The 26,212-nt window shown below is 46.4% G+C and carries 14 protein-coding genes and 1 pseudogene; 3 read left to right on the top strand and 12 right to left on the bottom strand.

The genetic code is table 11. The features are described from left to right. Positions 1 to 279 precede the first annotated feature (279 nt). Positions 280 to 1,984: pseudogene (locus BACFIN_RS21060) on the bottom strand (AAA family ATPase). A 174-nt stretch (positions 1,985 to 2,158) separates the two neighbouring features. Here BACFIN_RS21060 and BACFIN_RS01780 point away from each other — a divergent pair. The 3 genes from BACFIN_RS01780 to mutS all read left to right on the top strand — a co-directional run bounded on the left by BACFIN_RS01780 (position 2,159) and on the right by mutS (position 6,445). Then, a complete protein-coding gene (locus BACFIN_RS01780) occupies positions 2,159 to 3,034 on the top strand; it encodes a DMT family transporter (protein WP_007757676.1) in 876 nt (291 codons plus the stop codon). A 36-nt stretch (positions 3,035 to 3,070) separates the two neighbouring features. Then, entirely contained in the window at positions 3,071 to 3,493 is a 423-nt protein-coding gene (locus BACFIN_RS01785; protein WP_007757675.1) for a hypothetical protein, read from the top strand. 363 nt (positions 3,494 to 3,856) lie between these two features. Continuing rightward, positions 3,857 to 6,445, top strand: coding sequence for a DNA mismatch repair protein MutS (gene mutS, locus BACFIN_RS01790; protein ID WP_032839956.1), 2,589 nt, complete (start codon positions 3,857 to 3,859; stop codon positions 6,443 to 6,445). A 130-nt stretch (positions 6,446 to 6,575) separates the two neighbouring features. On the opposite strand, the gene lgt is transcribed toward mutS, so the two are convergent. The 11 genes from lgt to araJ form a co-directional block, all read right to left on the bottom strand. Continuing rightward, positions 6,576 to 7,412 (bottom strand): prolipoprotein diacylglyceryl transferase, encoded by an 837-nt coding sequence (gene lgt / locus BACFIN_RS01795; protein WP_007757673.1) that lies wholly within the window; start codon positions 7,410 to 7,412, stop codon positions 6,576 to 6,578. Positions 7,413 to 7,429: 17 nt separating this feature from the next. Continuing rightward, positions 7,430 to 8,347, bottom strand: coding sequence for a ketopantoate reductase family protein (locus BACFIN_RS01800; RefSeq protein ID WP_007757672.1), 918 nt, complete (start codon positions 8,345 to 8,347; stop codon positions 7,430 to 7,432). A gap of 47 nt (positions 8,348 to 8,394) precedes the next feature. After that, a complete protein-coding gene (gene ychF, locus BACFIN_RS01805; protein ID WP_004298673.1) occupies positions 8,395 to 9,498 on the bottom strand; it encodes a redox-regulated ATPase YchF in 1,104 nt (367 codons plus the stop codon). 170 nt (positions 9,499 to 9,668) lie between these two features. Then, entirely contained in the window at positions 9,669 to 9,854 is a 186-nt protein-coding gene (locus BACFIN_RS01810) for a hypothetical protein (protein ID WP_007757667.1), read from the bottom strand. 191 nt (positions 9,855 to 10,045) lie between these two features. Then, complete coding sequence (locus BACFIN_RS01815; RefSeq protein ID WP_007757666.1) at positions 10,046 to 12,079, bottom strand: hypothetical protein; 2,034 nt, start codon at positions 12,077 to 12,079, stop codon at positions 10,046 to 10,048. Between the two features lie 18 nt (positions 12,080 to 12,097). Further along, complete coding sequence (locus BACFIN_RS01820; protein WP_007757665.1) at positions 12,098 to 13,087, bottom strand: glycoside hydrolase family 43 protein; 990 nt, start codon at positions 13,085 to 13,087, stop codon at positions 12,098 to 12,100. 45 nt (positions 13,088 to 13,132) lie between these two features. Beyond that, on the bottom strand, positions 13,133 to 14,794 hold the full coding sequence (locus tag BACFIN_RS01825; protein ID WP_032839950.1) for a DUF1735 domain-containing protein: 1,662 nt from the start codon (positions 14,792 to 14,794) through the stop codon (positions 13,133 to 13,135). A gap of 74 nt (positions 14,795 to 14,868) precedes the next feature. Beyond that, positions 14,869 to 16,683 carry a RagB/SusD family nutrient uptake outer membrane protein gene (locus tag BACFIN_RS01830; RefSeq protein ID WP_007757660.1) on the bottom strand — a complete coding sequence of 605 codons (1,815 nt, stop codon included), beginning with the start codon at positions 16,681 to 16,683 and terminating at the stop codon, positions 14,869 to 14,871. 79 nt (positions 16,684 to 16,762) lie between these two features. Beyond that, positions 16,763 to 20,011: a SusC/RagA family TonB-linked outer membrane protein gene (locus BACFIN_RS21055; RefSeq protein ID WP_007757659.1), complete on the bottom strand. Its 3,249-nt coding sequence runs from the start codon at positions 20,009 to 20,011 to the stop codon at positions 16,763 to 16,765. 189 nt (positions 20,012 to 20,200) lie between these two features. Next, the gene (locus BACFIN_RS01840) at positions 20,201 to 24,184 is read right to left on the bottom strand and encodes a hybrid sensor histidine kinase/response regulator transcription factor (protein ID WP_007757657.1); all 3,984 of its coding nucleotides are present in this window, start codon (positions 24,182 to 24,184) and stop codon (positions 20,201 to 20,203) included. Positions 24,185 to 24,309: 125 nt separating this feature from the next. Then, positions 24,310 to 25,452, bottom strand: coding sequence for an MFS transporter AraJ (araJ, locus tag BACFIN_RS01845; protein ID WP_007757655.1), 1,143 nt, complete (start codon positions 25,450 to 25,452; stop codon positions 24,310 to 24,312). Positions 25,453 to 26,212: the final 760 nt, after the last annotated feature.

The raw sequence follows: 26,212 nt of genomic DNA, 5'->3' as shown, positions 1-26,212 counted from the left end.
GGTTTATCTTGCATACCGTAATATACGGAAGAAGTGGACTATGCCACTGGCCAATTGGGCTACAATCTCACAGCAACTGGCCATAAAATTTGGAGAACGGTTTAAATTATTGTAATTTTACGCTCGTCGGGACAGGTGGTCCCGCCCCTTGGCGCTGGCCGTTCCCCGACCGACGAGTTTTTAGAGAAAAAATAATGCGTGACACAGTTTATTTTATAGTGCCCACGTTTGAAAGATTTTTTTGCATGATGCGCTTGTAATGCGAGTTCCTTTTTTGTATTAAACCTCTTCACATATCGGCATATCCATTCCTTTGTATACAACCACAATCTTATGAAGCTGTGTAGTGCTGACTGCTCTCTTTACCGTATCAGTGTCAGCATAACGATTCGCTTGGGCAATAGCTTCCTGTCGCAGTTCTTCCACGCGGCTTTCGGGATCTTTATACTTGGCATACTTCAGTTCTACAATATAGCTGTGCTTCATGTCGGAATAGATATCCAGTAGCGGATAGAGGAAAATGTCGACATAGCCTGCCTGTGTGTCCTGTTCGGAAATGGGACGGTAGAAACGGTTTTGTGCCGTCATGGTAAGCGTAAAGCCGTGGACAAAAAATTCACCTTTCTGCTTGTCGCGCTGGAAAGTGTAGTGTTTCAGGCAGTCAGCAATATAACCGAAATAGGCTTTCCAATCGCCATCGTAGGCAAGAGCGCTAGCAAGTTCGTTCTTTTCGTAACTGCTGAAATTGAGTTCGGCTTCGTTGTAGGTACTCAGCAGATAAGTGTAGATTTGTTCGCGGACTACCTGATTAGGAATGGTGAGTTTGGTCTTTCCTTTATACGTTCCGCTAATGGTGAGCATACCGAAATAGTAGAGCAGGCTCACAAAGTTGTCGGGGTTGGTGATATTGACGGCAGGAAAACCTTTTTTCAGTTCTCCGGTGACGTAGCCTTCGCTCACCAATGTTTGTATGATGGAGGCATCATGAGTAAACTCTTTGTCCTTCCGGATGAGCATACGTAATTTTTCGTAGTCGATACGGATATTGTCTTCTACCATATCCCGGGGGCTTTGCCTCGTTGAATATAATTCTTGACGAAGTAGAGTACCATGTTAAAGTTGTACATAGTGGTTTCACCACAACGTTCTTCCGCAAAGCAGTAGTTGTCATACCAAGGTTTCATTATTTCTATCAGTTCGTCCACACTGTGGTTGAATGGACTGGTGGTGGAATAGTAAGTGAGCATTTGGCGCACTTACTATTCCGTGAAACCTATCATCTCGTTAAATTCCGGTGTGAGCGAGTAGTTGGTTCCGATATTGAAACCACTTGTGAGGTCGTCCATTGTCACGGGACTTACGCCGGTGATGAAACAACGCTCGATGCTGGAATAGGTCCGGCTTTGATTTTATTGAAAAAAGCGCGCAGATAACTTTCGCCATATGTTTCGTCCGTATAGCGGTGCAGGCTTTCTATATCCGAGAGGATGGCATTGGTGAAATGGTCGTATTCGTCGATAAAGAGGTAAATACGTTGGTTGGTCTTATTACGTTCTGTGAACAGGTATTCAAATTGTTCGACAGCTCCTTCTTTTTTGTCGAGTTCTTCCTTGATGCCTTTGGGGAGATAGTCAGCGTAAATGTCACAGAAGTAGTCGAACATTGTTTGGCAATGCGCGTCCAGTCCCTTGCGGTAGTTGTGTAGTTCGCCTACTATTCCGGAGAAGTTAAGGTATAGTACCAGATAGCTGTTCCGGTCGCGCGTAGGGTGCTTTCCGATGTAAAGGTCGCCAAACAGCGCTTCGAACTTATCCTTGGCAAGTATATCATAATAGTGCTGCAACATATTTACAGTGAGGCTTTTGCCGAAACGGCGCGGGCGAATAAAGAAGAAAAACTTGTCCGCTTCTTCTATCATGGGTATAAACCGGGTTTTATCCACATAATAACAGTCGTCACGGCGGATTACTGCAAAGTTCATCATGCCGTATGGGATACGTTTTCTGTCCGGTGCTATATATTTTCCATAACTTATACCTTATTTTAGGAGCTTTCTTTGAACATAAACAAAGGTACGGGCTTTTTGTTATTTCTCCAAACAAACATTCCATAACTTCTCGCTATCTTTGCACTCTATTAAACAAACATCACCACCATTATGGAATTGAAGCATGGATATTACCATCTGATTGCGATACTTGTAGTTGCTATCTGGGGATTGACTTTCATATCAACCAAAGTATTGATTAATCACGGACTGACCCCTCAGGAGATATTCTTCTATCGTTTTCTCATTGCTTATCTGGGTATTTGGGTGATTTCTCCCAAACGTCTGTTTGCGGGTAATTGGAAAGACGAACTTTGGTTGATGGCAGGAGGTTTCTTCGGTGGTTCACTCTATTTCTTTACAGAGAATACAGCTTTGGGGATCACACAAGCATCCAATGTCGCTTTCATCATTTGCACAGCTCCCCTGCTTACTACCATTCTTTCCCTTCTCTTTTATAAGAGTGAAAAAGCCACCAAAGGTTTGATTTACGGTTCCATATTAGCTTTAATCGGGGTGGGACTGGTGGTCTTCAACGGTAGTTTTGTACTCAAATTATCTCCGGTAGGGGATTTGCTTACTTTGCTTGCCGCCCTGTCGTGGGCATTTTATAGTTTGGTGATAAAGAAAATGACAGGGCGTTACCCCACTGTATTTATCACCCGCAAAATATTCTTTTATGGAGTATTGACTATACTTCCCGCCTTTCTTCTTCATCCGTTACAACCTGATTTCGATGTACTTTTAAAACCAGTTGTATTATCTAATCTCTTATTTTTGGCCGTCCTGGCATCCTTGGTTTGTTATGTCCTCTGGAATGTGGTATTGAAACAGTTGGGAACTGTTAGAGCCTCCAATTATATCTATCTCAATCCGTTGGTAACAATGGTGGCATCCGTAATCATTCTTCACGAACAAATCACATGGATTACATTATTGGGAGCAGGTTGCATTATTTTTGGAGTCTATCAGGCAGAAAAGAAATAAATAGGTAAAACCACACAAGAAATAACAAATATAAGAGTGACAAAAAGGAAAAAGAAACGCATTAGCGAAAAGATGCGGAGATACAATCTCAGTTTACAGCGTCCCCAAGAGGAATTCCGTCGGCGTGTGATAGAGTGGGAGAGAATGAGGAAAGAAAGGGAACCGGAAGAAAGGAGGAAAGAACGGCGGAGAAAATGGAAGAAATGGCTTGGATTAGCCGATTTTACTGAATATGACGGTCCGTTTCCCATTTTTATATGTGCAGTATTCTTTTTAGTGATTTTTTTAAGTGGAATAAGTTTATGTGTTTTAGGATTGTTCAAGGACCCATATAAGATTCAAATAATACGAATCTTATTTGGTTTACTTTTAACTATTAGGAGTGCGAAAGCTTTGATAATCTTTTATCCTGTTCTAAAAGCAGTCATAATCGCTTTATTTGAAGACAGAAAAAAGTAGATTTTGCTATTCGAGACATACGGACATAAAAAAAGGGGTCAACGCCTTGACCCAACCTTTGTTAACCTTAAATCTAATACTATGAAAAACACATTACAAAGGTACGGACTTCAGTGATATTAGCAAATTATCCAAGAGAAATAATATGTTTTATAACACGTTTTAATATTATCTTCCTGTTTGTTAAGAAAAACATCTTCCCTTTTTAAAAGTATGCAACACTTATTTTGAAAATTGAAACGGGGGATACCGTTGATTCTCTGCCGGAAAACCGTTATCTTTGCAAAGATAACGCAATTGTTTACTTTAAATAAAGAAGAAAAGGAGAGAACCGTGAACGAAGAAGAAATCGTCCTTACCCCGATGATGAAACAGTTTCTGGATTTGAAGGCGCAACATCCGGATGCAGTGATGCTGTTTCGTTGCGGCGACTTTTATGAAACATATTCTACAGATGCCATTGTTGCTTCTGAAATTCTGGGAATCACACTGACAAAACGTGCAAACGGAAAAGGTAAAACCATTGAGATGGCGGGTTTTCCCCATCATGCTCTCGATACGTATCTTCCTAAACTGGTTCGTGCCGGAAAGCGGGTCGCTATCTGTGATCAGTTGGAAGATCCGAAAATGACGAAAAAGTTGGTGAAGCGAGGTATAACCGAATTGGTGACTCCCGGCGTTTCTATCAATGATAATGTGCTGAATTATAAAGAGAACAACTTTCTGGCTGCCGTTCATTTCGGCAAGGCTTCCTGCGGAGTCGCTTTTCTCGACATATCTACCGGTGAATTTCTTACAGCAGAGGGACCTTTTGATTATGTAGATAAACTGTTGAATAACTTCGGTCCGAAAGAGATTCTTTTTGAAAGAGGCAAGCGGCTGATGTTTGAGGGTAATTTTGGCAGTAAGTTCTTCACATTCGAGCTGGATGATTGGGTATTTACGGAAACGACGGCCCGCGAAAAACTTCTGAAACATTTTGAAACGAAGAACCTGAAAGGGTTCGGAGTGGAGCATCTGAAGAACGGTATCATTGCTTCCGGTGCTATCCTGCAATATCTGACGATGACGCAACATACGCAAATCGGGCATATTACTTCATTGTCTCGTATTGAAGAAGATAAATATGTCCGCCTGGATAAGTTTACGGTACGTAGTTTGGAGCTGATCGGCAATATGAATGATGGCGGAAGCAGTCTGCTCAATGTGATTGACAGAACGATCAGCCCGATGGGAGCACGTTTGCTGAAACGTTGGATGGTCTTCCCGTTGAAGGATAAGAAACCGATTGATGAACGATTGAATGTGGTGGAATATTTTTTCCGCCAACCGGATTTTAAAGCTGTCATTGAAGAACAGTTACATCTGATAGGGGATTTGGAACGTATTATTTCCAAAGTGGCTGTAGGGCGTGTGTCACCGCGCGAAGTTGTTCAACTGAAAGTGGCATTGCAGGCCATCGAACCCATTAAACTGGCATGTATTCAAGCGGATAATGCAAGTCTGAATCAGATAGGGGAACAGTTGAATCTTTGTGTCACTATTCGTGACCGGATTGCCAAAGAGATAAAGAATGATCCGCCATTGGCTGTCAATAAAGGTGGGGTGATTCAAGACGGTGTGAATGCGGATTTGGATGAATTGCGCCGGATTTCGTATTCGGGGAAGGATTATTTGCTCCAGATACAACAGCGTGAAAGTGAGTTGACGGGTATTCCAAGCTTGAAAGTGGCTTATAATAACGTATTCGGTTATTATATCGAAGTCCGTAATGTCCATAAAGATAAAGTTCCTAAAGAGTGGATTCGTAAACAGACGCTGGTTAATGCGGAACGTTATATCACGCAGGAACTAAAGGAATATGAAGAAAAGATTTTGGGAGCGGAAGATAAGATTCTGATTCTGGAAACGCAGCTATATACGGACTTAGTACAGGCATTGATGGAGTTTATTCCACAGATACAGATTAATGCGAATCAGATTGCACGTCTGGACTGTCTGTTGTCATTTGCCAATGTGGCTCGTGAGAATCGTTATATCCGTCCGATTATTGAGGATAATGACGTATTGGATATTCGTCAGGGACGTCACCCGGTAATAGAAAAACAACTTCCGATAGGTGAGAAGTATATTGCCAATGATGTAATGCTGGACAGCGATACACAGCAGATTATTATTATTACAGGTCCGAACATGGCCGGTAAGTCGGCACTCTTGCGCCAAACAGCATTGATTACGCTATTGGCTCAAATCGGTTCGTTTGTTCCTGCGGAAAGTGCGCATATCGGTTTAGTTGATAAGATATTTACCCGTGTAGGAGCGAGCGATAATATATCAGTCGGTGAATCTACATTTATGGTAGAGATGAATGAAGCGGCTGATATCCTGAATAATGTTTCTTCCCGGAGTCTGGTATTATTTGACGAATTGGGTCGTGGTACTTCTACTTATGATGGTATTTCCATTGCCTGGGCAATTGTAGAGTATATCCATGAACATCCGAAAGCAAAAGCACGTACATTATTTGCTACGCATTATCATGAATTGAATGAGATGGAGAAATCTTTCAAGCGCATCAAGAATTATAATGTATCGGTGAAAGAAGTTGATAATAAAGTAATCTTCCTTCGTAAACTGGAACGTGGCGGTAGTGAACACTCTTTCGGTATTCATGTGGCAAAGATGGCCGGTATGCCGAAAAGCATTGTGAAACGTGCAAATGAGATATTGAAACAGCTTGAATCTGATAATCGCCAACAGGGCATAGCAGGTAAACCGTTGGCAGAAGTGAGCGAGAATCGTGGAGGTATGCAGTTAAGCTTCTTCCAGTTGGACGATCCGATTCTCTGTCAGATTCGCGATGAGATATTGAATCTTGATGTGAATAATCTTACTCCTATTGAAGCGCTGAATAAACTGAATGATATAAAGAAGATAGTCAGGGGGAAATAAGCTGAAAATGTATATAATGTCTTAGGATATGTTTTCGATTGTTGTCCTGACATTAGGGAAATGGCATTTGTTTTATTGATAAAAAAGAGGGATTAGTGATGTTTGAACCGCTAATCCCTCTTTTTTTGATTTAGGCTATTTTCTTTTTCTTCTTGTCATAGAAGAACATGAAATAGACGCCTATTATGATAAACGGAACGCTTAACCATTGTCCCATATTGAACATCATGCTGTTTTCAAAATCTTCCTGATTTTCTTTTAGGAATTCGATGAAAAAGCGGAAGATGAAGATATAAGTCAGACAAAGCCCGAAGAAGAAGCCGCGATGCAGTTTCTTGCTGTAATTCTTATACAGGTAAATCATGATGAAGAACAGGATAAGATAAGCGATGGCTTCGTAGAGCTGTCCCGGATGACGGGGGAGCATATCTACACGTTCGAATATGAATGCCCAGGGCACATCAGACGGTTTGCCGATGATTTCGGAGTTCATCAGGTTGGCAAGGCGGATGAAGCAGGCGGTGATTGGAGTAGCTACGGCAATCATATCCAGCACGTCCATATAATGGAGTTTCGTCTTGCGGCAATACAGCCAAAGGGCGATTATCAGTCCTAATGTACCGCCGTGGCTGGCAAGTCCTTCATATCCGGTGAATTTCCAGTTTCCGTCCGGCATGAATTTGATAGGAAGAATCATTTCCCAAAAATGAGACAAGTAGTATCCCGGATCATAGAACAGACAGTGTCCCAGGCGGGCACCAATCAGAATACCAAAGAAACAATAAAAGAAAAGCGGGTCAAACTTCTTCTCCTCTATCTTTTTATCCCGGTACTGGTAGTGAACAACCACATAAGCAAAGAATATTCCTACTGCCCACAATAATCCGTAATAACGGATAGAAATGCCGAACAGGTTGAATAGTTCGGGGTTCGGGTTCCAGTTGATGGATAATAGCATGGTATTCATTCTATATTGGATTAATGTTAATGATTAGATTCTTTGAATTTCTCCGCAACCATCCGGTAGGTCGGTATATCTATCCCTTGCTCTTCGGCTGCCGTAATCATATCGAAGAGCAGGCCTTGTATTTCCGAGTCATGCCCGCGTGCCAGGTCTTTCTGCATGGAAGCGGTGCTTTCGGGGTCGAGCTTGTCAATGACTTTCAGATTGTAGCTGACAGGATCTTCCGGAAATTCAATGCCCAGCTTCTTGCCTAAGGCGGCGCTTTCCGTAGAAAGTCTGATAAACGTATCCCGTACCTTTCCCGGTTTCTGCACTTCTCCCATCGGAACGTCGTAATAAGCACCCGTTACGGCCATTGCGGAGATGAACGACCATTTGATGAACGTATCCCGGTTGATGTCCGGTGACAGGTCTACCTTTATGCCTGCTTCCTGCAAGTCTTGTTGGATGGCTTCCAGCAATCCGGGTTTTACAACTGTGCCGTGATGAGCGCCGTATACCAACCGGAATATCTTTCCCATTTGGGTGATTTCTCCTGTGCCGGATACGAAACCTACGATATAGATGCATCCGTCGAGGACAGTGACTTCCGGTACCAACTTTTGTATGCGTGGTCCTGTGCCGTACACATTCAGAATAGGGATGACTACTGTGTCTTTGTGTGCTGCCCTTTTAATCAGTTCTACGATAGAATCGACCGAATAACCTTTTACGCATACAAATATCACATCTGCTTTTCCATTGAATTCTTCAGCGGTAGTAGCCGGAATCCGGAGCGTATGTTCGCCCTTCAAATCCGATTTCAGTTTCAAACCGTTCGTTTGAATCGACTGCAAGTGAGCTCCACGGGCAATACAAGTTACATCTTTGCCTGCCAGCGACAAGAATCCTGCGATACTGCCGCCTACACCTCCCGTTCCTGCAATGAGATATTTCATATTGTTAGCGAATTAGTAATTAATAAGTCGTCGGTAGTTACCGATAATCACACGTTGAAACGGAAATGCATGATGTCGCCATCCTGCACCACATATTCTTTTCCTTCCACACCCAGTTTTCCGGCTTCTTTCACAGCTGCTTCCGAGCCGTATTTGATATAATCATCGTATTTGATAACTTCGGCACGGATAAAGCCTTTTTCAAAATCGGTGTGGATCACTCCGGCACATTGAGGAGCTTTCCATCCTTTTTCGTATGTCCAGGCACGTACTTCTTGTACACCGGCAGTGAAATATGTTTCAAGATTCAGGAGTTTGTAAGCAGACTTGATAAGACGTGCTACGCCCGATTCTTCCAAGCCTACTTCGGCAAGGAACATTTGACGGTCTTCGTACGTTTCCAGTTCGGCGATGTCCGCTTCTGTTTTGGCTGCGACAATCAGGATTTGAGCATTCTCGTCTTTTACGGCTTCGCGTACCATATCTACGTATTTATTTCCGTTTACTGCGCTTGCTTCATCAACATTGCAAACATACATTACCGGTTTGCTGGTCAATAAGAACAGTTCGTGAGCAATCTTTTGTTCGTCTTTTGTTTCAAAAGTCACTGTACGTGCAGATTTTCCCTGTTCCAGTGCGTCTTTATATTGAACGAGTACATCGTAAGCTAACTTTGCAGCTTTGTCTCCGCCCGTCTGTGCTTGTTTCTGTACTTTCTGGATACGGCTTTCGATGGTTTCCAGGTCTTTCAATTGAAGTTCGTAGTCAATGATTTCTTTGTCGCGGACAGGATTTACGCTTCCGTCTACGTGTGTCACATTGTCGTCATCGAAGCAACGGAGTACGTGGATAATTGCGTCTGTTTCACGGATATTGGCAAGGAACTTGTTTCCTAGTCCCTCACCTTTGCTTGCGCCTTTCACCAGTCCGGCGATATCTACGATTTCTACAGTTGTAGGAACAATTCGTTGGGGGTGCACCAATTCAGCGAGTGCGTTCAGACGTTCGTCAGGAACAGTGATTACACCTACATTGGGTTCAATTGTACAAAAAGGGAAATTTGCCGCTTGTGCTTTCGCATTCGACAAACAGTTGAAAAGTGTCGACTTACCCACGTTCGGTAGTCCAACAATACCACATTGCAATGCCATATTAATCTATTATTTCTTTTATTATCAAGTTGCTCATTTTAGTTTGCAAAGATAATCATTTTTAAACTAATAAAGGAAACTTGGTGCACTTTCTGTCTTTTCCTGACGTTTGGGTGGTTTTGAAAAGAACGTGGTTTGAGCATTAGAGAATAGAATATAGGTAGAAAGTTTCAGTTTGTTTTGTTCATTATATTATATTCCGTAATAGTAGTCAATGATTTATTTGAGATATGTCCGTCCATTGCCAAGCAGTTGGCTTGAATTTCCAATGTTTTTTCAAATATATTACGTACCCAACGGGCATTTCCAAAATTATGGTCTTTATTGACAATGGCTTTATTTATCAACCGTTTCATCTTTTCTATATTGTCTGACACCCGGGTGTTGTCATAACTGAGGCCCGAGTGTCAGATAATACTCCATTAAAAACGTTTTTTCTTTGAAAAAATTCTGGCGCTTTTATATTTATTCATAACGGTACAGAAATGAGTTTAAACGTAGTCATATTATCTAAAGTCGAGGACTGGCAAATAGAGTAGCCTCATCTTTACCTTCCGATGAATTCTTCCGGTCGTCCCGGCGAGAGCAACTCCCACAAGGAAGCAACTACCCATCCCGGTGCGAAGATATGGTTGTAATACCCTTTGCCGTTCTTGCCGTAATCCCAATTGGTGTGCTGTACCACTTCGGGATAGTACCCTTTCTTGGCGATGCCGCATTGATGTCCTTCGTAGGGCAGTAATTGACGCATGGAAGAACTGATAACTGCTGCGAAGTCAGCAAAGCGGGGTTCATTATACTCTTTGGACAGCCAGCGGAGTACGTCGGCAAAGTCGAAGATAAAGACGTCGATATGATTGTTTTCCACAGAGACATTACCCCAGCCGCGGGTCTTCAGACCGATGTCGCCCAACATCTGTCCCGGTGCGAACGGGACATCCCAGGTGTAATACCATGAGAGGGCGAAGTAAGCGGCTTTCTTTGCCAAACCTGCATAATGTGCACGCTCTGCTCCTTTGCTGGCAAGTGCCAGGTAGTAGGCAGCAGTGGAGGCGTAGAGTGAAGCCTCTTTGTCTTCACAGTTGGCGTCGAGGGTAGACGAGAAGTAGTCCGCTTTCGAGATTAGCTCCTTTTCCAGATAATCTACCGAGCGTCGGGCTGCTTCGAGATAGCGTTTATCTTTGAAGTACTTGTATCCCATCACCAGGGGAAGCGTTGCCGACGGGGTACTTCCGCCACTCTTGTCTACAATCGAGAAGTCATCCTTGAACTTGCGCGGGAAGCTGCCGTCTTCGTTTTGCAGGCGCAGGAAGGTGTCGAGCATTCCTTTCAGGCGTTTTTCCCATTCGGGGTGCTTCCTGCCTTTCTTCTTTTCATAGTTCAGGTAATAGAGCGTGGCATATATGCCTTCCGACTGGCGGCGGATGCTGTGGACAGGCTCTATGAAGTTGCGTTTGTAGTGCACTACCTCGTTGAAGAATCCTGCTGGTGAGAAACCATGCTCCAGGTAAGAATCAAAGATAGCATTGGCATTTGCCACCAGGTCGGTGCGCTGCTTGCTTTCGCCATATTCCAACGCGTTGAAAGCATTCAGCAGGGTGCGTCCCACAAAGCCTACTTCGGCTACGTCGACGTTGTTGCAAGTTGCCGTGTGCAACTCTACACCTGAGTAATAGTTGGTGGGAGTATCGCCGATGAAACTTTCTACGAAGAAGTTGCTCATCACTTCTTTCATCACTTCATCGGTATAAGGTGTTTCTACCGTTGCGGGCTTGTAGAGGTCGTAACTATATTCCCATGCTTGTTTTACGCAGTCCGAGAAGTCGGTGGGAGCGGATTCGTTGAGCTCCCAGGTCAACGTCACGCTTTCTCCTTTGCCTAAAAACTGGTAGGCTTCTACGGAAGGAGCCAGTGTCAGTTTGCGGATATAAGTTTTGGGCGCTTCTTTGTAGGGATAGCCGAAAGAAAGTGTGGCAGTGCCGTTGCAGTTCTCGAATCCGGTATAACCTATCGAAGTGGTTCCCGACAGGATGACTTCGCCCTCTTTGTGAGTAGTCAGCGCATCGCTTTCAAACTTGTCTATGCGGGCTACTGAGAACGACTTGCCGTTCTTTTCATCGAAGATAGTCGTCATCGGAGTGCTCAGGCGGTCTTCGCGCACCACCCAACTGTCTGAGGTGTGGAAAGAAGGCGCCTCTTTGGGCGAACGAAGGTTGCGGCGATACCAGAAGCCTGGCATATAGAACAGGCAGTCGTCATGGCATGCTCCGCTTTTCACCTGTTCGCCGTAGTTGAAGTAGATATTCTCTGTGGCTGTGATGAAGAGGGTAATCCGCTTGTTGGTTTCTCCGCCTTCCACTTTCTGATAAATCAGCACGGGCAGGCTCTCTGTGGCCGTCAACTGATAGTCGAACCGTTCTTTCCGGAGCTTGCGGAATTCCAACGGATAACGTACCGCTTCGTTTCCGGGGACCTTCAATGCGATGGAAGCCGATACATTGGCAGGGGTATATTCGATGGCATGCGCACTCAGTATGCCTGCCAGCAATGCTATTCCGCTTAGTATATTTCTTAAGTTCATACGTTGCTTTTTAAATGGTTATTCTTGATAAGGTTCTATTACTTCATCTCCGTTGACCGTGATGTCGTAGATGCCGCTTTCGTTCTTTTCCATGTGTAGCGGGATGATGCGCGTCTTGCGCGGGGCGACGTTTGTTTTCGACGCATGTACGTGGTACACATAATAATAGTTTCCTGCTTTGTCGGTAAAGATGTCGCCATGTCCCGAACCGTTTTCGCCTACGATGCTGCGATGGATGATGGGACTGTTCTCGTTTTTCGTCCACGGCCCCATGGGAGAGTTGGAAGTGGCATAGCCTACGGCATAGTCAATGCTCCGGTAGTCGTTGGCAGAGTAAAAGAGATAGTACACGCCGTCCAGTTTGATAACGGTGGGGCCTTCCATGACGGGGGCGGAGATGTAGGCGGCGGTTGCTTCCCACTCTTCGGTGCTCTCCATGCACTTCTTCAGGGTGCCGGGAATGATTTCACCTTTGGCGAGGTCGAACTCTGCTACCCATATAAAGTTTCCGTTACCGAAGCGCACGTGGTACAAGTAATACTTGCCGTCATCATCGCGGAACAGGAAGGGGTCGATATTCTTCTGGCTTCTGTCTATCGGCTTTATATCTGTCTGGCGGAAAGGACCTTTCCAAGAGTCGGCAGATGCCATTACGGTTTGTTCGTTGGCGGTGTAGAGGAAGTAGTAACGGTCTTGCGCTTTGAACCATTGGGGAGCCCAGAAACCTTCGGTTCCGTAGGTCTGGTCATCTTTCTTCAGGACAAATTCGTTGTTCTCCACTGTGTGCCAGCTTTTCAGGTCGGCAGATTCCAGCAGGACAAAACCTTGCTGTTGCTGGTTGCCTGTTCCTGTCAAGTAGTACATGTCACCCTCTCTGAGGATGGTAGGGTCTGCCAAGAAGATTTCGTCCCTGTATTGTGACGCTCCGTTGTAAATGCCTTCAGAGTCTTGTGCGCATCCGGTGGCAATCAATACCATTGCTCCGATTAAAAAATGTAATAGTCTCATATTCTATTTCCTCCTATTGAATGATTACTTTTAAATTTCATAAGGTTAGTTGGCTGTCGATTGCCAGTTGAATTGCGGTTTCTCTCCGGAGAAGTCCCATATCTCCATGCTCCATCCCAACGTGTTTTGGGTGACATCTATCAGGTCGGTGGCTATCAGGCCGTGGTATCTGAGAGAGTTGGCATGGGTAGTGTCGAAGCTTGCCGAAGGGCGGATATCGTCACCTGCCAGCGGATTGCCTTTTACTATCACGTCTACCTCTTTGGCATAGCAGGACTCGCCTTTGTTGCCGTTCGTCCCGTTGCCTCGGGGCATCCATCCGCAGATACGTCCCGATGCGATGTCGGTGGTAGAAGAAATATAGTCATTCCAGGCGACGCAATTGACGATGTAGTTGCTGTTGTCCGCGCTTCCTTCTCCGAGTTGGCATTGTCCGGCAATGCCGCCTGCACTTGCATGACCTTTCACAGTGGCGGTGGAGTAACAGTTGCGCACATTGCTGCCGACATACATACGTGCTGCAATACCTCCTGCGGGACCAGTAAATTCTCCATCGAATGATGACAGTGTAGAAACACTTCCGTGGCTGTAACAGTCGGAGATAAGTGCACCGTGAACACTGCCTGCTATACCGCCTGCGCTATACCGGGAGTAAACAGTTCCTTCATAGAAGCTCTTCTCTATAGTAGCTTCCACTAACTGGCCTGTCAGTCCGCCTGTACACCATTCGCCCGTGATGTCGACCTTTGCCGAACATTCGCTGATTCTGCCGGCGCGCATATCTCCTACGATACCGCCTACCGAGCCTGTGCTCCAATGGTCTCTTCCGTTTTCCACTTGGTTGAGTGTGCCGTTAATCACATGTGTATTGCTGATTTCGGTATCCGCAGCCCCGTTAGGGATAAATCCGGCAATAGCCCCGGTGGGTGTCTGGTAACCGCTGATTTCCACATTCTTGAAAGTCACGTTCCTGCAACTGCCGACTAACTGTCCGAAGAAGCTCGGGAATTTGCCTTGTGTACATTTCAGGTTACTTATCGTATGATTGTTTCCGTCGAAGTTGATGTGGAATCTTCCGTCCCTGTTAAGCGGAGTCCACTCTTCGGCTTGCATGTCGATGTCTTCTTCCATCTTGAAACAGACGGTGACATTGGGTTTCAGCAAACTGCCCATGCCTTTCAAGTCGTCCAGCGTGCGTAGACGGTATGGATTCCGGAGCGTACCCCCTTCACCGACATTCAGTATCAGGATGAGGCGTTCTTGTCCGGCGGGTACTTCTATTCTTGTGCTCGAAGAAGTGAGTTTCAACCCCAGCGCATAATTCGTAGCGGGTTCCAGTTGCTCAAGGTTGGTGAAGAGAATGTTGACCGATTGTGACTGCTCATCTTCGGCAAACTCCAGTTCGGTGCTGCTGATACGGTATAGATTGTCCGCCAGTGGCAGGTAACCGTTACCCAGTTCTTCCGCACTTATCACTGAGAGCGAGGCGGTTGTTTCTACGAAAGGATGGCTCTTTTCTATCTTGAAAGAAAAAGAGGGGCGGGTCTTGTTCAGGTCTACTTGTCTCTCTCCCGATTGTGACAGAGAGAGTGTGATGTTCAGCGGTTCGACCAGACTTTCGCCGGGCTTCACGATAGAATCATCCTCTACACAGGCAGTTACGATAAAACTGGCGAGCAACAGAGGTAGTATGAATAACTTTTTCATGATAATTCTTTTTAAAGGGTAAATGATTGTTTTACTCATAATTTCGATTAAAACGTTTCAGTTTCTTTCTCTTGTTATTTCCAGCCTTCGTTCTGTTCCATATTGGGATTCATCTGTATTTCGCGGGCAGGAATGGGCAATGTCCAGTAGTTGTTGCCGCCCCAGGTGTAGGAGTAAGTCGGGCTTCCCCAAACCTGGCGCATGCCGTTCATACGTCCTTCCTTGTCAGTGTAGAACTTCAAGTCCTTCCAGGTGCCCCAGCGTATTTCGTCGAAATAGATAACATCTTCGCCTACCAGTTCCCAATGGCGTTCGTTCATGATGCGGCGGTGCATATCTTCTTTACCGTTGACGGTGGTGTAGGCGTTGGAGTTCAAGGGAGCTACTCCGGCACGGTTGCGCACATCGTTCACTTTGCTGACGGCTCCGCCGATATCATTGAGTTCGTTCAAGGCTTCCGCCCAATTCAGCAATACGTCCGCGTAGCGGATGAAGGGGAGGTCTATCTCGGAATAGTAGGTCATTGTTTCTGTGCCTTCACCCACGAATTTGCGGTTCAGGTAGTACATCTTGGAGTTTGTGTCCGTTTCGATATCCTGCGTACCTCTTCCTCTCGAACGGTAGGGAAAACGCATGACGTAGGGCAGTGCCTCTCCTTCGATGCCACCTATAAAGGTAGAATAAGGAGTGATGACGGAGAATCCGAGGCGAGGGTCGCGGTTGGCATAAGCGGCTTTAATCCGCTCTTCATTGCCGGAATTCTTGTATTGGGTCATGTCGGCTCCCGACGCTTCGGCATTGGCACGCTCGGTAGCATTGATTTCGTTGCGCAGGAAGTAGACTTGGCGGGCGTTCGTGCTCATGGCGCTGTAACCGGGGATAATGTCGTCCCAGTTGAACGGGCTTCCGTCCTTGTTCTCGTAAGAGTCTACGAACTGCGGGTTGATGACGTAATTGTTCCATCCCAGACCTTTTCCTTCATTGTCGGGGGGAAGGCAACGGTTGCCATAACCACGGTTCTTGATGCCGCCGAATCCTTCTTCGTTGATGCACTGCAAGGAGAATATCATTTCGTCGCAACGCTCGTTGGCAGCCTTGAACAGTTGTTTGTAGGCATCGGATCCGTTTGTATATAGCTTGTAGCCGCATTTGCTTACTTCCTCGAAATCGTCGGCAGCTTTTTTCCACTCCTTCTTCCACATATAGACTTTACCTCTCAGAGCATAGGCTGCTCCTTTGGTGACGTGTCCGTAGTCTTCGCTGTCGGCTCCGTATTTGTTCGGCAGGTTGGGGTCGTCAATACAGGAAGTCAGGTCTTGAATCAGGTAATCCCAGATTTCATCTTGTGTGGAACGTGCTTTCTTGGCGCCGTCGATACTCTTTACCGGTTCGGTGTAGTAGGGCACCCCGCCGTAGAGGATATTAAGGCGGTAATACCACCAGGAGCGCAGAAACTTGCATTCGGATACGTAACGTGACTTTTTGGCCTCGCTGATACCTGCTACGGTGGGCAGGTTGGTTATTACATCGTTGGCGCGCAAGATGCCGGAGTAGTAGTTTTTCCACCAGCGTTCGCTACCGAAGTCACTAGTAGGTGTATTGTTGGCATGCAGGAAGTGGTAGCCTGCCGTCCAGTTGGCGTCGATGTCCATGATGCTCGACCACATATCGAACCATCCTTTGTTGGGGTCGGCGGTGTAATCTTCGTAGAGGCGGTTGTAAACCCCGGCAATGGTCTGTTCCGCCATGCTGGCGCTGTTCCATACATTCCCTTCGGACGGAGCATTATTCGGGGAGAGATCCAAGTCTACACATGCAGTCAGCGAACCGCCCATAACGAGTGCAACCGAGGCTGCCGCCATCATATTTTTTATTATCATCTTTTTCATCTGAGTCTTCTTTTAGAATGTAACATTAATACCGAAAGCGTATTGGCGCATCGGGGCATATCCCACGCCGCACATCATCTCAGGGTTCCATACCCTTGAACTTGGTGATGGTGAACAGGTTTTCACCGGAAGCATAGAGGCGGACATTCTGCATATAAGCTTTCTTTACCCACGTCTTTGGGAAGGTGTAGCCGATGGTCAGGTTCTTCAGTTTCAGGTAATTGCCGTTGTGCAGATGCCAGGCGCTTGCCGTGCTCACTTGTCCGGCCTGGTCGGTAGTTAGACGGGGCGTTTTCGACGTGAGGTTGGTGCGGGGGTCATCCGGATTCTCCGGGTCGTAGAAGTAGTGGTCGTAAGCCACTTCCCTGCCGATGCCGTATCCGTAGGTGACAATCGAACTGTTCTGTGCTTTCTCGTACCAGTTGATTTTAAATCCGGCGGCACCGCTCCAGTTCATGGAGAGGTCGAATCCTTTCCATGCTGCGTTCATCTGGAGACCGAAGTAATATTTCGGTGTTCTGGAGTATCCCTGGAAAGCACGGTCGTCATCGTCACCATACACGCCGTCACCGTCGAGGTCATCGTAGATGATGTCGCCATACCAGATTTTATCTTTGCCTACTCCTTGTTTGGGGTAGAATTGGTAGCCGGCGGTCATCATGGCTTTCAGCCATTTCATGTCTTCTTCGGTGCGTATCATGCCATCGGTGGGGCCGCCGACAGGGTTGACCGTACCGTCTGTGTTGAAGGAATTTCCCGTACCTTTGTAGAGATTCAGCACGTAGTATTCGTTTATCATATGCCCTTCCACGATACGTTCATTGCCACCGGTGGAGACTTCACCCAAGTTGGTGTGGTACGTCCATTTGCCGTTAGCGTCCTGTTTCCATTCACGTACCAATTTTCCTTTATATTTGCTGACTTCGTTTTTGTTGAACGAGAAGTTGGCGGACACACCGTAAGTGAAGTCCTTGATGTGGTCTTGCCAGCCTAAGGTAACCTCGAATCCCCGGTTGGTGACTTCGGCGATATTCTGGCGGGGAGAGCCGAAGTAGCTCAACGTAGGTGAAAGCGTAGGATTGTAGAGAATACCGTCTGTCACTTTGTTATAGTAGTCGATTGTACCGGTCAGACGACTGTTCAGTACGCTGAAATCGAGTCCGAAGTCGGTGATTGAGGTCGTTTCCCATTCCAAGTCGTAGTTGGAGAAAGAAGACATGCCCAGTCCGGATACTTTCTTATTGCCGAAGACATATTGTGTGGCGGCATAAACCGCCTGCCATTCGTAGTTGCCGATGGAGTTGTTGCCTAGCTGTCCCCATGAGGCACGTAATTTCAAGTTGTCGAACCAGCCGAGTTTCTTGACGAAACGTTCCTCGGAGAGACGCCAGCCGGCAGAGAACGAGGGGAATAATCCCCAACGGCTTTCGGGGGCGAAGCGTGAAGAACCATCGTAACGCATATTAGCTTCCAACAGGTAGCGTGAGTCATAAGCGTAGGTGGCGCGTCCGAATACGGAACGTGAAGCGAATTCCGTGGTGGAACCTTTGATATATCTCGGGTCGGTCAGGGCGTCGAAATCCGTAAGGCTGGTGTCTACCATGCCTTTCTTATCAATGTCGGTGGTGGAACGCCATTTGCGGTACTCTTCATAACCTATCATGGCGCTTACATCGTGTTTCTTGCCGAACATTTGCGAGTAGTTGAGTACGGTGGAGCTTTTCCAGCTTTGGTCGCCGTCGTACCATAACGCTACGTGATATTCTTGCAGGGCGTCGGAAGTGGGCGGAGCGTTTTTTACTTCTCCCGCTTGGAAACTGAACTGTTCGCGATAGTCGGAACTGTTCCATTTATGCTCGTTTCTGAAGTGGTCGTAGTAGAAATTGTAACTTGCGGTGAAGTGTTTCAGGAAATTGACCTTTACATACGGGTTGACGAAGAACTTCGTCTGTTTGTAGTAGCCTTCCGCGTTGTTGATGAAGTATACGGGGTTGCTGGCGGATGGGTCTTCTTCCGTTGCTTCGGGTACACCGTATTTGCCGTCATAGCGGGGATAAATACCCGGTATGCTTTTTTGCATCTGCAAGCCGTTCAAGTTGTCTACGTCGTTACGTTCCTGGTCGGTATGGTAACCCCATGCACGCATACCTACAGTGAGGAAGTCGGTGATGCGAGATTCGATGTCGCTGCGCACATAATATTTCTTCATGCCGGCGTTCTCCACCAGTCCCGGATTGTTTAGAAAAGTGGCACTGAGGCTGTACGTTGTGCGCTTTTCGGCACCGGAGACGGTAATGGAGTGTTCCTGCATCAGTTTCGGGTTGTACACTTCGTCATACCAGTCGGTGTTGGGGTAAGCTACGTAGTTGGGATAACCGGATTCGGACAGCCCGTTGGGATTTTTGTCTGCTTCCCGCCATTTTTTGATAGTACTTCCGTTGAAAATCTGTGTTTGTCCCGAGTTGATGGATGCCTCGTTCATCAGTTCCATATAGTTAGCGTAGTTGGCAACCATGTGGATGAGGTTGGCAGGGGTGTTGTAAGAGAACTTGCCGGAGTAGGTGACGTTGATTTTGCCGTCGCTTCCGCGTTTGGTCGTTACCAGAATAACACCGTTCGCACCACGGTTACCGTAGATGGCACAAGAGGCGGCATCTTTGAGGACGGAAATAGTGGCGATGTCGTTCGGGTTGATTTCGTTGAGAGGCATTTCCATCCCGTCTACCAGTATCAGAGGACTGGAATCGTTCAAAGTTCCGTTACCGCGTATCAGGACACTGGAGCTCTCGGAGTTCGGTTTGCTGGTGGTCTGCATCACGTTCAAACCTGCCGCCATACCCGATAAAGCCGATGAAACGGTAGTTACAGGGCGTGATAAAGTCTTGTCGTTGAAGTCTACCGTGGCAACGGAACCGGTGAGGTTCACCTTTTTCTGCGAACCGTAGCCCACGACGACTACTTCTTCCAATATTTCGCTGTCGGTCTGCATAGCGATGTTCAGCGTCTGCTGCCCTTTGACGACGATGCTTTCTTTCTTATAGCCTATATAGGAGACTTCGAGTATATCGCCATTGTTTACAGGCAATGAGAAGTTACCGTTGGTATCGGTGATAGTTCCGCCCTGGGTTCCTTTCACCAGGATGCTTACTCCGATAAGGGGCTCTCCGGTGGCGGCGTCCGTAACTGTTCCCGAAAGTGAACGTTTCGCCTGCTGCGTCACCTGAAGAGTGTTGCCGGTATGGTTTGCACCGGCATCAGCCATGACGGGGATAATGCCCAGACCGAAACAGAAGAGTGAACTAATAAAAGATTTTGCTCTACCTTTCATAAGATTTAAAGTTATAATTTAACATTATTGGCTTTGACAAATTTGTTCTAGCACTGCAAATCTATGGCAAATAGGCATTGCAGGCAACAACAATACGAGCAAAGTATGGAACAAAACGCTCAAAAACCCCGTTCCCGGGGCAAGATGGAAGAATTGTTCTATTTTGTGGTTCTTTTGTTGCAGGGCGGGTTATGTCGTGATGAATTCTTTGGGCAGTACCCCGAATTGTTTCTGGAAACATTTCGCAAAATAGGACGGAGTATTGAAGCCTACCATGTAACACACTTCATTAATTTTGCAACTTCCTTCTTTCAATAGTTGGGCAGCTTTTTTCAGACGCTCGATGCGGAGATAGTCGTTGGGCGTCAGGTCGAGAAGCCCCTTGATTTTGCGGTTCAGGCTGGAGCGGCTCATACACAACCGGTCTGCCATGTCTATCAGGCTGAATTCGGGATTCTGCATATTGGTCTGGATAAGGTTGTTCAGTTTCTTCAAAAATTCTTCATCGGCTTTGCTGATGACCATGTTGTTGGTGGGGGTGAAAGGAGAGTGCATGAACGTAGCCTGCAGTTGCTCCCGGTTTTTGAGTAGGCTGGAGATGCTCACTTTCAGGTACTCCATCGAGAAAGGTTTCTCTATGTAGGCGTCTGCACCGGCTTTCAGTCCGTCTATCCTGGATTGCAAAGTGGTCTTGGCGGTAAGCAGGATGATGGGAATATGGCTGTAGTCCAGTTCTGTCTTTACGGTATCGCAGAGTTCCAAGCCGTCCATTTCGGGCATCATCACATCGGATATAATCAGATTGATGATAGATTCCTGCAATATTTTCAAAGCTTCCACGCCATTGGCGGCGGTCAGCACTTTATAGGATTCGGACAGTTGCCTGACGAGAAATTTGTTCATTTCCGCATTGTCTTCCACTACTAATAGGGTATAGCGGAATTGTGTGGAAGTGGCAGGATTACCCGGTTCGCTGGAAACGATCACCTCTTCTCTTTCAGCTTTTTCCGGTTCGGTGGGCAGCAGATGGACGGTTTGTGCCTGGTGCAAGGGAAGCGTCAGGATAAAGTGGTTACAGTCCGCTGCATCGTCCATGGTGAGCTTTCCGCCGTGCAGTTCGGCAAGCGAGCGTGCCAAAGCCAGTCCGATGCCGGTTCCCGGCACTTGGTAGGAACTGTTTCCCTTATATTGTATAAAGGGCTTGAATATTTCCTCGCGCATGGTAAGCGGGACAATCTCACCGTCGTTCGTGACGGAAAGTTGTAAGGTTTCGTTCTCCTCGTTCTGCTTCATTTCGACGTGGATACGACTTTTGCCGTATTTGATGGCGTTAGTGAAGAGGTTGCTGACTATCTTTGTAAATCCTTCCTTGTCGATGGCTGCATACAGGTTGTCGGGGACGTTTATGGTGAATTCGAATCCTTTCTCTCGTGCCAGCGGAATGAAGCGTTTATAGGTTTTCTGCAGGATTTCGGAAAGGTTGTATGCCATAAAGTTGAGGTGGAAACCCTTGGTTTCGGTCTTTCGGAAATCGAGCAGTTGGTTTACGAGGTCAAGCAGCCGGTTGGTGTTCAAATCCATAATTTCCAAATCCTCTTTGATGGCATCGTTCACATGGTCGGAAACCAAGACGTGTTCCAATGGGCTTTTGATAAGTGTCAGCGGTGTGCGTATCTCATGGGCTACGTTGGTGAAGAAGTTAATCTTGGACGTGTAGAGTTCGCGCTCTTTCTCGTATTCCAATATTTCCATGGCTTGCCGGTGCTTGCGCAGGTTGCGTTTGCGGAAATAACAGATTATATATGTGACAACGGTTGCCAACAGAATGAAGTAGATGACGTATGCCATCCATGACAGGTAGAAGGGTGGATGGACGCGTATTTTCAATAATCGTTCCTGTGGGTTCCAGACACCGTCGCTGTTGGCTCCGCGCACTCGCAGCGTGTAATGACCGGAAGGCAGGTTGGAGTAACTGATGCGGGTATTGAGCCCGTTGGTGGAGTACCATTCTTTATCAAAGCCTTCGAGTTTGTAGAGTATGGTGTTCGATAAAGGAGCCTGGTAGTTCAGCACTGCTGCCCGTAAGGAAAAAGTGTTTTGGTCAGCGTTCAGTTCGATGGATTCCGAGAGGGTGATGCTTTCCGACAGGGGAGAAGATGCTTCGCCTATTGGCAGGCGTTTGTTGAATTGGTGGAAGTCGGTCAGTACCAACGGTGAAATCTGTTTGTTCACAGTGAATGTGGCAGGATTGAAAGAGATAAACCCGTTGACGCTACCCAGGTAGATAGTTCCTGTCTTGTCTTTGTATCCCGACTGGTAATTGAACTGGTTGCTCAATAGACCGTTGGCAGTAGTGTACAGATGCTTAGTGCCTGTTTCGGCATGGAAGGATACCAGCCCTTTGTTGGTAGTGAGCCACAACAGTCCGTTGTTGTCTTCCAACATTTTATATACGGTGTTTCCGGGGAAGCCTTGCGACATATCGTAGCGGATGAAATCGTCCGTTTCGGGGCGGAAGCGGCAGAATCCCGCTCCTTGTGTCATGAACCAAAGCTGCTTGCGGCTGTCCTCGAAGATGCTTATTACCTTGTTATAGGGTAAAGAGTTCGGGTTATCGGGGTTTCGGGTATATTGTTTCCATTTGTCTTGTGGCAGGTCGTAGCAGAACACACCGTCGGAATAGGTAGCCAGCCACAATTTGCCGTGGCAGTCTTCCAGTATATTGTACACGAATATTTTGTTCATTTCGGGGATGCGTGTGAAGTCGTCTGTCTTTCGGTTGTAACGCAACAGCCCCGAAGTCGTACCTATCCATAGTTCGCCGGTGCTGCTTTTATAGATTGAGAATATGTTGTCGGCGTTGAGGGTATTGGACGCCTCGCCCTTTTCGTAGTGCCTCACTTCCCGGGTGCGGAGATGGATGCGGTTCAGCCCGCCGGAAAAAGTACCTACCCACAGGTAGTCGCCGTCGATGCATAATCCGTGGATGTTGTGGTATAGGGCAGGGTGGCGGAAAGGCGTGACCGTACCGTCGGCGGGATTGAAATGGAAAAGTCCCTTGTCTTCTGTGCCGAACCATATCGTACCGTCATTGCTTCCGCAGAATTCACGTATGCGGTGTCCCAGGTATCGCATGTCGTCCCGAGGATAATACTTCTCGAAGTAAGTATATTGGTGAGGATAATAGTTGACGCCCCCGAAGTATGAGCCTATCCACATCCCGCCTTCACGGTCTTTGAAGATGGTATAGATGGCGTTGTCGGATAATGCGTAGCGGTCGTCGGACTCTGAGGTGGTGAGATGGATATATTTGTCGGTTTCCAGGTTGTAGATGTAGATGCCTTGTTCCGTACCTACCCATAGCTCCGTGTCCGAACGCAGGCAGATGTTGCGTACGTAGTCGTTTAACAGGCGGCGTACTTTGCGGGTGGTCAGGTTGATTTCCGCCAGTCCGTTGGATGAACCTATGTAAATACAGTTGTGCAACCCTTTGACACAAGTATTGATGACAGTTCCTTTGAATGGCTCTTCTCCTTCGGCATCCCGGAAAGTGGTAAAGTGGGCAGCGTCTCCCGAATGATACAGGTTGTCTTCATAGCGGCTTACCCATAGTTCGTTGTCCTCGAACCAGAAGCGGGTGATATTGAGTGCTCCATTGCCTATTTTCGCCGAATGCTCTTTCAGGCTATTCCGCTTTTTGTCGTAATGGAAGAGTCCTTGGGAATCGGACGCAATCCATACGTTTTTCTGAGGGTCGGAGTCTATCCATGTTATGGTGCGGTTGATAGTCCTGCCTGTATCTTCAATAGGAATATCGAACGAGGTGAATTTTTCTAACCGGGGATTGTAGATGTAGACGCCCGCATCAGTCCCTACCCAAATATTTCCTTCGGCATCTTCGTGCAGGGCGGTGATGAAGTTGTTGCCTAATGAAGAGTTTTCTTTTTGGAAGGTGCGGAATACAAGGCCGTCATATAGGTTCAAGCCGTCTTTTGTGCCAAACCACATAAAGCCTTGCCGGTCTTGCAGGATGGTATTCACAGTGTTATGCGAAAGCCCGTCCTTGATGTCCAGCGTACGGAAATAGTAATAAGTTTTTTGGGCGGTACTCTCTGTCCAAAAGGTCGACAGGAGCAGCCCGATGATGGCATATAAAATGTTTTTTGTTTTCATAGCGGAAAAAGGATGCAATGTCTATTCCGGGCAAATATAAACATTATATATGCGATAATTGTAATATGAAGTCTATTTTCTTCTTGAATATAAGAGGAAAGGGTGTATCAGGTTGATAGTGTTTTTTAGTATTTTGCCTGGTATTTCTTATAAAAAATCAAGAACAAAGTAAATCCGATCAGTGCAAACGGTACGCCTGTCAGGGCAGGGTAGCGGTATCCTTCGTTGACTGCGAGTCCGCCTGCGTATGCGCCAATGGCATTTCCCAGATTGAAGGCAACCTGTACGCAGGCTGCTCCCAGCATTTCTCCTCCTTTTGATACGCGGATAATTAATATCTGCTCCGGACTGGATACTGCGAACAATCCTGCCGTACAAAGGCACATCAACAGGGCTGCTGCCCATTTATAGGGAGAAAGGAAGAAGATGAGCAATAACATAATACAGATAAGTGCTTGTGCGGCAGTCCCTACTTTTCCGGGGGTGTAACGGTCGGAGAGACGTCCGCTAATCAGGTTTCCCATCACCATACCGAAGCCAGCAAGGATCATTAAGGGCGTAATGCTTTCAGCGGAGAAGCCGGACACATTGGTAAGCATCGGATTGATGTAGCTATACCAGCAGAATACACCGCCATTACCTAGTGCCGTAGCGCCAAGAATCAGCCACGGAGCCGGAGTTTTAAGGAAACGGAATTGTCCTTTGAAACCTGTATCTTCCAGTCCTTCTACGTGGGGAACCCAGCGCCAGATATAATATAGGATAACGATTCCCCAGATTCCTACCAACAGGAAAGTGACACGCCAGGAGAGCATGGTACTTAGAGAAGTTCCCAAGGGTACACCGAAAAGATTGGCAATGGTCATTCCGGCAATCATGATCGAAACGGCTTCCGAACCTTTTCCTTTATCGGCCAGTCTTTCCGCAACGATAGAACCTACTCCGAAATAGGCACCATGAGGAAGCCCGGAGATGAAACGGGCAATTAGCAATACCCAATAATTGGGGGCCATTGCCGCGCAGATATTACCTATCATAATCAAGGTAACCAGTACTAACAGAATGTGTTTCAACGGGTATTTACGGGCCAATGTCAATACAGGTGCGCCAACACATACGCCCAAAGCGTATGCCGAAATGAAATGTCCCGCAGTCGGGATACTGATACCTAGATCTTTTGCCACATCGGGCAATATTCCCATCATTACAAATTCGGCAATACCCAATCCCAGTGTGCCGAACGCCAATGCAATAAGACTCTTCTTCATACGAAACCCTACCTAATACCTGTTACTTTTTTACCTTTATTTTTTGCCGCTTTTTTATTTCGGCTGCAAAGGTAAAACAAAATCTTTCAAGGTGAGTTCAGACCGGATGATTTTGATTTAAATCAATTTGTACAGTTTTTCTCTTAGGGGTATGCAACAAGGAACTCGAAATGGTATAAGGATTAAAAGAATAAAACTGAATTGGTCTACAAAGATGTAGAAATGAACAATCGTCTTATTTTGTTTAACTAATACTTAACGATTTGTGCTCTTTTTATTGTCAATCTGTCAGGATGATATTTAAGTGGTTGAATACCAATTTTATACTGCATGACAATAGATGCTGATAATAGGTTGAAAGTAAAAGATATGCATTTTTATTGTCAGCCTTGATTTCTTGTCAAATGCCTTGTTTTAAGATTAATCAAGTGGGACTTTATGGGGAGAGTAGCTGGTATACTTATGTTGGGATACTGGTATAGTTACGTTAGGATGCCGGTATAATTCCACTAAAGTACCGGTATCTTTAGTGCGTCACGGCCGTGACAAGATCTTCCCACGGCTGTGGTAGGAACTCGTCACGACTGTGGGAAGAAGTCACCACGGCCGTAGGAAGTTAACAATATCGGCACGTTAATGTACAAATGGTTATGGGATAATGGAAGTATAACAGTTGTACAACGGTTGTTTAATGGGTGCTTGTCATAAATTTCTATATGACTTCTTCCATAATTTGTTCCTTTCTTTAGTTCTCATATTC

The organism is Bacteroides finegoldii DSM 17565, from assembly GCF_000156195.1.
Taxonomy (GTDB): domain Bacteria; phylum Bacteroidota; class Bacteroidia; order Bacteroidales; family Bacteroidaceae; genus Bacteroides; species Bacteroides finegoldii.
The sequence above is the reverse complement of the archived record's forward strand: the minus strand, read 5'-3'. Positions and strand labels throughout refer to the sequence as shown.

Coding starts and splice junctions, on each gene's coding strand:
- araJ (WP_007757655.1), bottom strand. CDS start 25,452: ATGAAGAAGAGTCTTATTGCATTGGCGTTCGGCACACTGGGATTGGGT.
- BACFIN_RS01830 (WP_007757660.1), bottom strand. CDS start 16,683: ATGAAAAAGATGATAATAAAAAATATGATGGCGGCAGCCTCGGTTGCA.
- BACFIN_RS01800 (WP_007757672.1), bottom strand. CDS start 8,347: ATGAAATATCTCATTGCAGGAACGGGAGGTGTAGGCGGCAGTATCGCA.
- BACFIN_RS01810 (WP_007757667.1), bottom strand. CDS start 9,854: ATGAAACGGTTGATAAATAAAGCCATTGTCAATAAAGACCATAATTTT.
- lgt (WP_007757673.1), bottom strand. CDS start 7,412: ATGAATACCATGCTATTATCCATCAACTGGAACCCGAACCCCGAACTA.
- BACFIN_RS01815 (WP_007757666.1), bottom strand. CDS start 12,079: ATGAACTTAAGAAATATACTAAGCGGAATAGCATTGCTGGCAGGCATA.
- BACFIN_RS21055 (WP_007757659.1), bottom strand. CDS start 20,011: ATGAAAGGTAGAGCAAAATCTTTTATTAGTTCACTCTTCTGTTTCGGT.
- ychF (WP_004298673.1), bottom strand. CDS start 9,498: ATGGCATTGCAATGTGGTATTGTTGGACTACCGAACGTGGGTAAGTCG.
- BACFIN_RS01780 (WP_007757676.1), top strand. CDS start 2,159: ATGGAATTGAAGCATGGATATTACCATCTGATTGCGATACTTGTAGTT.
- BACFIN_RS01825 (WP_032839950.1), bottom strand. CDS start 14,794: ATGAAAAAGTTATTCATACTACCTCTGTTGCTCGCCAGTTTTATCGTA.
- BACFIN_RS01840 (WP_007757657.1), bottom strand. CDS start 24,184: ATGAAAACAAAAAACATTTTATATGCCATCATCGGGCTGCTCCTGTCG.
- mutS (WP_032839956.1), top strand. CDS start 3,857: ATGATGAAACAGTTTCTGGATTTGAAGGCGCAACATCCGGATGCAGTG.
- BACFIN_RS01820 (WP_007757665.1), bottom strand. CDS start 13,087: ATGAGACTATTACATTTTTTAATCGGAGCAATGGTATTGATTGCCACC.